At 30.3% G+C, this 4,902-nt stretch carries 5 protein-coding genes; 1 reads left to right on the top strand and 4 read right to left on the bottom strand.

The window, feature by feature from the left end; all coding sequences use genetic code 11:
- Positions 1-292: pyridoxamine 5'-phosphate oxidase family protein (locus RTW14_RS18420; protein ID WP_312654240.1), on the top strand; the 292-nt coding region annotated here is incomplete at its 5' end.
- Positions 293-559: 267 nt separating this feature from the next.
- On the opposite strand, the gene RTW14_RS18425 is transcribed toward RTW14_RS18420, so the two are convergent.
- The 4 genes from RTW14_RS18425 to RTW14_RS18440 form a co-directional block, all read right to left on the bottom strand.
- Positions 560-1,417: an AAA family ATPase gene (locus RTW14_RS18425; RefSeq protein WP_331654513.1), complete on the bottom strand. Its 858-nt coding sequence runs from the start codon at positions 1,415-1,417 to the stop codon at positions 560-562.
- A gap of 465 nt (positions 1,418-1,882) precedes the next feature.
- Positions 1,883-2,839, bottom strand: a complete 957-nt coding sequence (locus RTW14_RS18430) for an alpha/beta hydrolase (RefSeq protein WP_312654243.1) — start codon at positions 2,837-2,839, stop codon at positions 1,883-1,885.
- Between the two features lie 227 nt (positions 2,840-3,066).
- Entirely contained in the window at positions 3,067-3,969 is a 903-nt protein-coding gene (locus RTW14_RS18435; protein WP_312654245.1) for a helix-turn-helix transcriptional regulator, read from the bottom strand.
- A 125-nt stretch (positions 3,970-4,094) separates the two neighbouring features.
- The coding region (locus RTW14_RS18440) for a DUF4037 domain-containing protein (protein ID WP_312654247.1) at positions 4,095-4,902 on the bottom strand (808 nt) is incomplete at its 5' end.

Consider the following 4,902-nt stretch of genomic DNA (forward strand, 5'->3'; position numbering starts at 1 on the left):
CGATAATATAAATAGAAACCCCAAAGTATGCTTTGAGGTTGATGAATTGTTTGGTCTCTTGACTGACAATATCGAGAATGCCTGTGACACCGAGGCAGAGTACAATAGCGTTGTAATTGTTGGAAACGCTTCACTGCTTGAGGACTTGGATTATAAACATGAAGTGTTGAATAAGCTAGTTGAAAAGTACACTCCACAGTTTGCTGGAAAAGAGCTTCCTGATAAAATGATTAAGGGTACAGCTGTGATTGAGCTTGATATGGTAGAGTGTACAGGAAAATATCATAAATAGAGCAAAAGATAAACTTATTTTGTCTAGTTGCCATAAAAACCAAATATGATTTTCCAATAGAATTTATCCTGCTTTTTATTGCGGGATATTTTTTTATTATCCTGCTCTAGAATTGAAAAGTAATTCCTATTAGTTATTAGACATCACTAACTTTTCTTTCTTCTGTCTACCATAAATTTTCGTAATCACCCTGATTTTTACTATGAAATCCTTCCTTTTATTAAATTGGCTATAGAATACTAATCATCTATCTACTCTCCTACATCGTCAAAACTCCTTTTCATATCTTTTGAAAAATTCGTAATATGTACGCACATTTTCTAATTCCGTCCACTTTTTCACATCAACTGGATTTTCATCAAGATCATATATTTTTGCTCCACCCATAGCAAGGAGAAAAGGTGAATGTGTTGATATAATAAATTGACATCCTAAAAACCGTGCAGAGTCCTCGATAAATTTCATTAATTCCATCTGACGTTTGGGAGAAAGGCTGTTTTCAGGCTCATCCAATATGTATAATCCATTTTCTGAAATTTTTTCAATAAAATACCGAAATGCACTTTCTCCATTTGAATACTCCCTTACATTATCCATAACTTCATTTCTCACAAACTTTGACTGAGTTTTACTTCTAGCAATATTTACTTTCTTTAGTTGCTCATATTCTTCTATAGACTTCATTTGGAAATGAGAATATTTTGCATCTAAGTATTCTTCAAAAAGTTTTTCCCGTTTTTGATCAATTCCTTCGTTAAGGTTTCGGATATTCAACATATAATCAAATACATCATCACTTGTTATAATTCTGCTATTTTTAGGGATGTCATCTTCAAGTTCCATCTCACACATATTGACATAGTCAGGATAGAAATTAGATTTATTATAGATAGAATCTCGATTAATCCCTATTTTTTCTGCTATCACATTTAATGCCGTTGATTTTCCCGAACCATTTCCACCATATAAAATCGTAACTGGTTCAAAATCAATTCTTTCAAAACTATGTTTTGATAATATCTTAAATGGATAAAATGAGTCGTAGCACGTTCTTTTTTCCTCTAGTAAAAAATCAAATTCTATATCATCATTTGGAAATGTAAAAACACTTAAATAAACCATCATAATCACCCTTATCATAACACTATAATATTTGTATTTTTTCTTTTGTCTATCATAACCTTTATAACCATTTAATTTTTAACTATAACCCTGCCTATTTATTATATCCATAAAATTAACAAAAGCCCTCAAACCCGCATGAACAGAACAACTAGTTAACTAGTTATATAGTTTTATAGTTAAATATATCCCTAGTTAACTATAAAAATAGTTTTCTATAAACCTATTTCCCTATGTAAATATTTATATAGAGAACTAGTCATATTTATCTTTTACTTTATTATAATATTTTATTATCAGCTATGCACTACTATCACTATGATTTCATCCTAATGAAAGTTAGATTTTTAAATTGTTTTTTATTACAGAAGTGGTATAGTTAAAATAATTTTTATAAGGTTAACAATATTGCTTGTATATAGTGCTAATACCAAAAGGATTATAGTACAATAAGTAGCACACTTAATATTAACAATTACATATAAAACTTAATGCCTTATTTAATTTATCGGATAAATCTTGTGGAATAGCATGTCCTATACCTTTATTTACATAGAATTCATAGGGAAGATCAACTTCTTCAAATACTTTAATCATTTCTTCTTGCTCTTCCAATGGCATTATAATTTCTCCTTCCATAAATATGCCCCTAACCCCTCTTTCAGCTGCAAGCTTAACATTCACCTTGGTAAATGATTCTGTAAAATCTGGACCTATTGCAATAAACCCTTTTATAGGAATCACATTAGCAAATGTAATGTCTAAGGCTGTTATTGCTCCCCCTGAGAATCCTCCAATTATTACCCACTCCTCATCAATGGAATATTCTTGTAATATTAAATTATAACATTCTTTGATATCATTTCTTGAAATAAGTGGATTCATTGTCCAACTGAAACCATTATGACGATATAATTGTGAAGATTGAACATATACAACAATAAAACCTTTCTTTAAAAATTCATCAGGCTTCCAGTATTCACTAAATTCACCTATGTTTCCAGGATCACCATGTAATGTAATAAATAATGGATACCTCTTTCCTTCAATGTAATTAATCGGTAGATGGACAGCATATTTAAATCTAGCCTTTTCTCTAGCCTTTGCTAATAATGAATCATTTTTATTCTTAAGATCAACATACCTGATATCTGCTTTTAAATGAACTTCATCAAAAATCTCCTTATCACATGCCCATCCTTCATTAAGAAGATATGATATCACATTAATAGACTCTTCATACATTTCCTCATGAGAATAAAATTCAGCTTTTAAAATCATTATTTCAAATAAATACTTATCAAATTCCTGTTTAGGAAGATATTCTGATGCATATTCTAATAAATTTAAGGCTTCTCTGTATTTTTTCTGGTTATAAAGAGTTGTAATTTCACCTTCGAATTCCCAATACTTGTTATATTTCATACTTAATTCTCCTTTGATCAATATCTAAATATTTTTCACAGTATAATATTTCTCATACTATATATTCCATATATAGTAACTTTTAAACTTTATTCTATTATATCACATCACATATTTTCTGAATGTCTGTAGATTGTTTTTCCATATCCATAAACAAATATGCATACAAAGAAAGCACTAAGATTTTATTATCTTAGTGCCTTTAAAAAAGTTTTTGTATCCAGTATTTAATTTATTGATTTAATAGGACGTGCTTCAATATATCCTCTGTATCCCATTGGTGCAAGCTGAAATCTTGGTGCAGTTTCTGGTGCCCACTGATATCCGTAAACAGTAGGGTCAAATTTTTCAATATGATTCCACACTTCATAGATTGCATCCATAAAATCATCATTATAGGATTCACCTTGAAAAATCATTAATTTGCAAGGTGGCAATTCTATAAGTTCATATCCACTAGGAATATCATTTGTGTAGTCAATGGGAACTTCTACACCTTGCACATATTGTGATGTTCCTTCTTTAATAAGATGTTTTGGAAGCCACATTCCAATTGGTTCATATATGGCTTCTTTTACACTTGTTAGTACTGACCATACATCACACCCTACCTCCTCACAATATTCAAAATAACCCGTTGCTTTTTTTCCTCGCCTTAACAAAACTTTTCGTGAAGGACGCTGAATAACCTGTACAAATACAGATTTGGTATTATTGTTATCACTCATCTTTTTTCCTCCTTTATGAAGTGCTCGGTAGGTATCGAAAACTTTCTGAGGCATAAATAGTTTTATTGGTGGTGTACATTGACTATATTTTCTTGGCGGCATCCCAAATTCCTTTGAAAATGCTCTTGTAAATCCCTCGTGTGAGTCAAAGACAAAATCCATCGCTACATCTATAATCTTTTCATTACTATCACGTAGTATTAACGCAGCTTTAGTAAGCCTTAATGCACGAATATAGTCAAATGGTGCCTTACCAGTAACTTCTTTGAATAGTTTTGCAGCATGCCATGGTGAATATCCTGCCACAACAGCTAGTTCTTTTAACGTAATCTTTCTTAAAATATTAACATCAATGTACTCTTGCATACGTTGTACCGCCATAATAGTTTCAGCCTCACTCATTCTTCCACCTCCAATATCTAAAGTATATATCATAAAGAATTCTATTTCTTGACCTTCATTGCGAATAAAAAAGAGCATTTTTCTTCTCTTAATCACTCTACTAATATACCACTTATTAACAAACCTTATATTTCTAATAATACTTTTTCTAAAATTTCATAATGCCAATAATATAAATCCTCGGGTTTTATTGAAAAAGCTTTTTCTTTATCAACAATTATTTTTCCATTTTTAATAGTTACAAAACTAAAAAAAGGTTCTCCTGATAAAAAGGATAAACTGGCATTTTCACTCCATTCCTCAACTGTTACAAAATCATTTTCAAATAGCAGTTTAAGTAAGTCATAAAAGCTTTTTTGCATAACTCTAAGCTTAAAATGTGGACACTCTTTTTTAACAATATATAAATCTATTTCTTCCCATAACTTTTCAATGACACTTTGCCTATTAATTAAACTTTCTAATGATAAATCTCCTGTACTCATTAATTTAAGAATTCTTGTTTCCCATTGTGTTGGTGTCCAAGAAAGAGTTCTACTAAAATTAATAATCCATTTTTCATGTGGAATGTATTCACCATTTACTATAAATAGAGCTTCTACTAACTTAGTGACAGCATTATTCATCATATAATGACCTTGCACTGTATCCCCCCTATGAATCCATATATCACCTGCTAATCTAAAATACCACCAACAATCAAAAAGTAATCCTTCTGCTTGTAATGGTTCTGGTTTATTTATAAGTTTATCTCTTACAAATTTTTTTATTTCTCCATTGGGATCATATAAAATTTTTGCGTAAGATAAATCCCATAAAGCAATACTATCCCACGATTTCTGTTTTTCTTCCTCCAAATTTAATATCTTTATATCGTAAAGATATTTTTGAGCCATTGTAATCCCAATTGGTATAGGTGATTTTCCATTATTC

The sequence above is a fragment of the Aminipila sp. genome (assembly GCF_032051575.1).
Lineage (GTDB): Bacteria > Bacillota > Clostridia > Peptostreptococcales > Anaerovoracaceae > Aminipila.

Excerpts from the sequence above, each read along its gene's own strand:
- RTW14_RS18425 (WP_331654513.1), bottom strand. The coding sequence starts at position 1,417 with ATGATGGTTTATTTAAGTGTTTTTACATTTCCAAATGATGATATAGAA.
- RTW14_RS18430 (WP_312654243.1), bottom strand. The coding sequence starts at position 2,839 with ATGAAATATAACAAGTATTGGGAATTCGAAGGTGAAATTACAACTCTT.
- RTW14_RS18435 (WP_312654245.1), bottom strand. The coding sequence starts at position 3,969 with ATGAGTGAGGCTGAAACTATTATGGCGGTACAACGTATGCAAGAGTAC.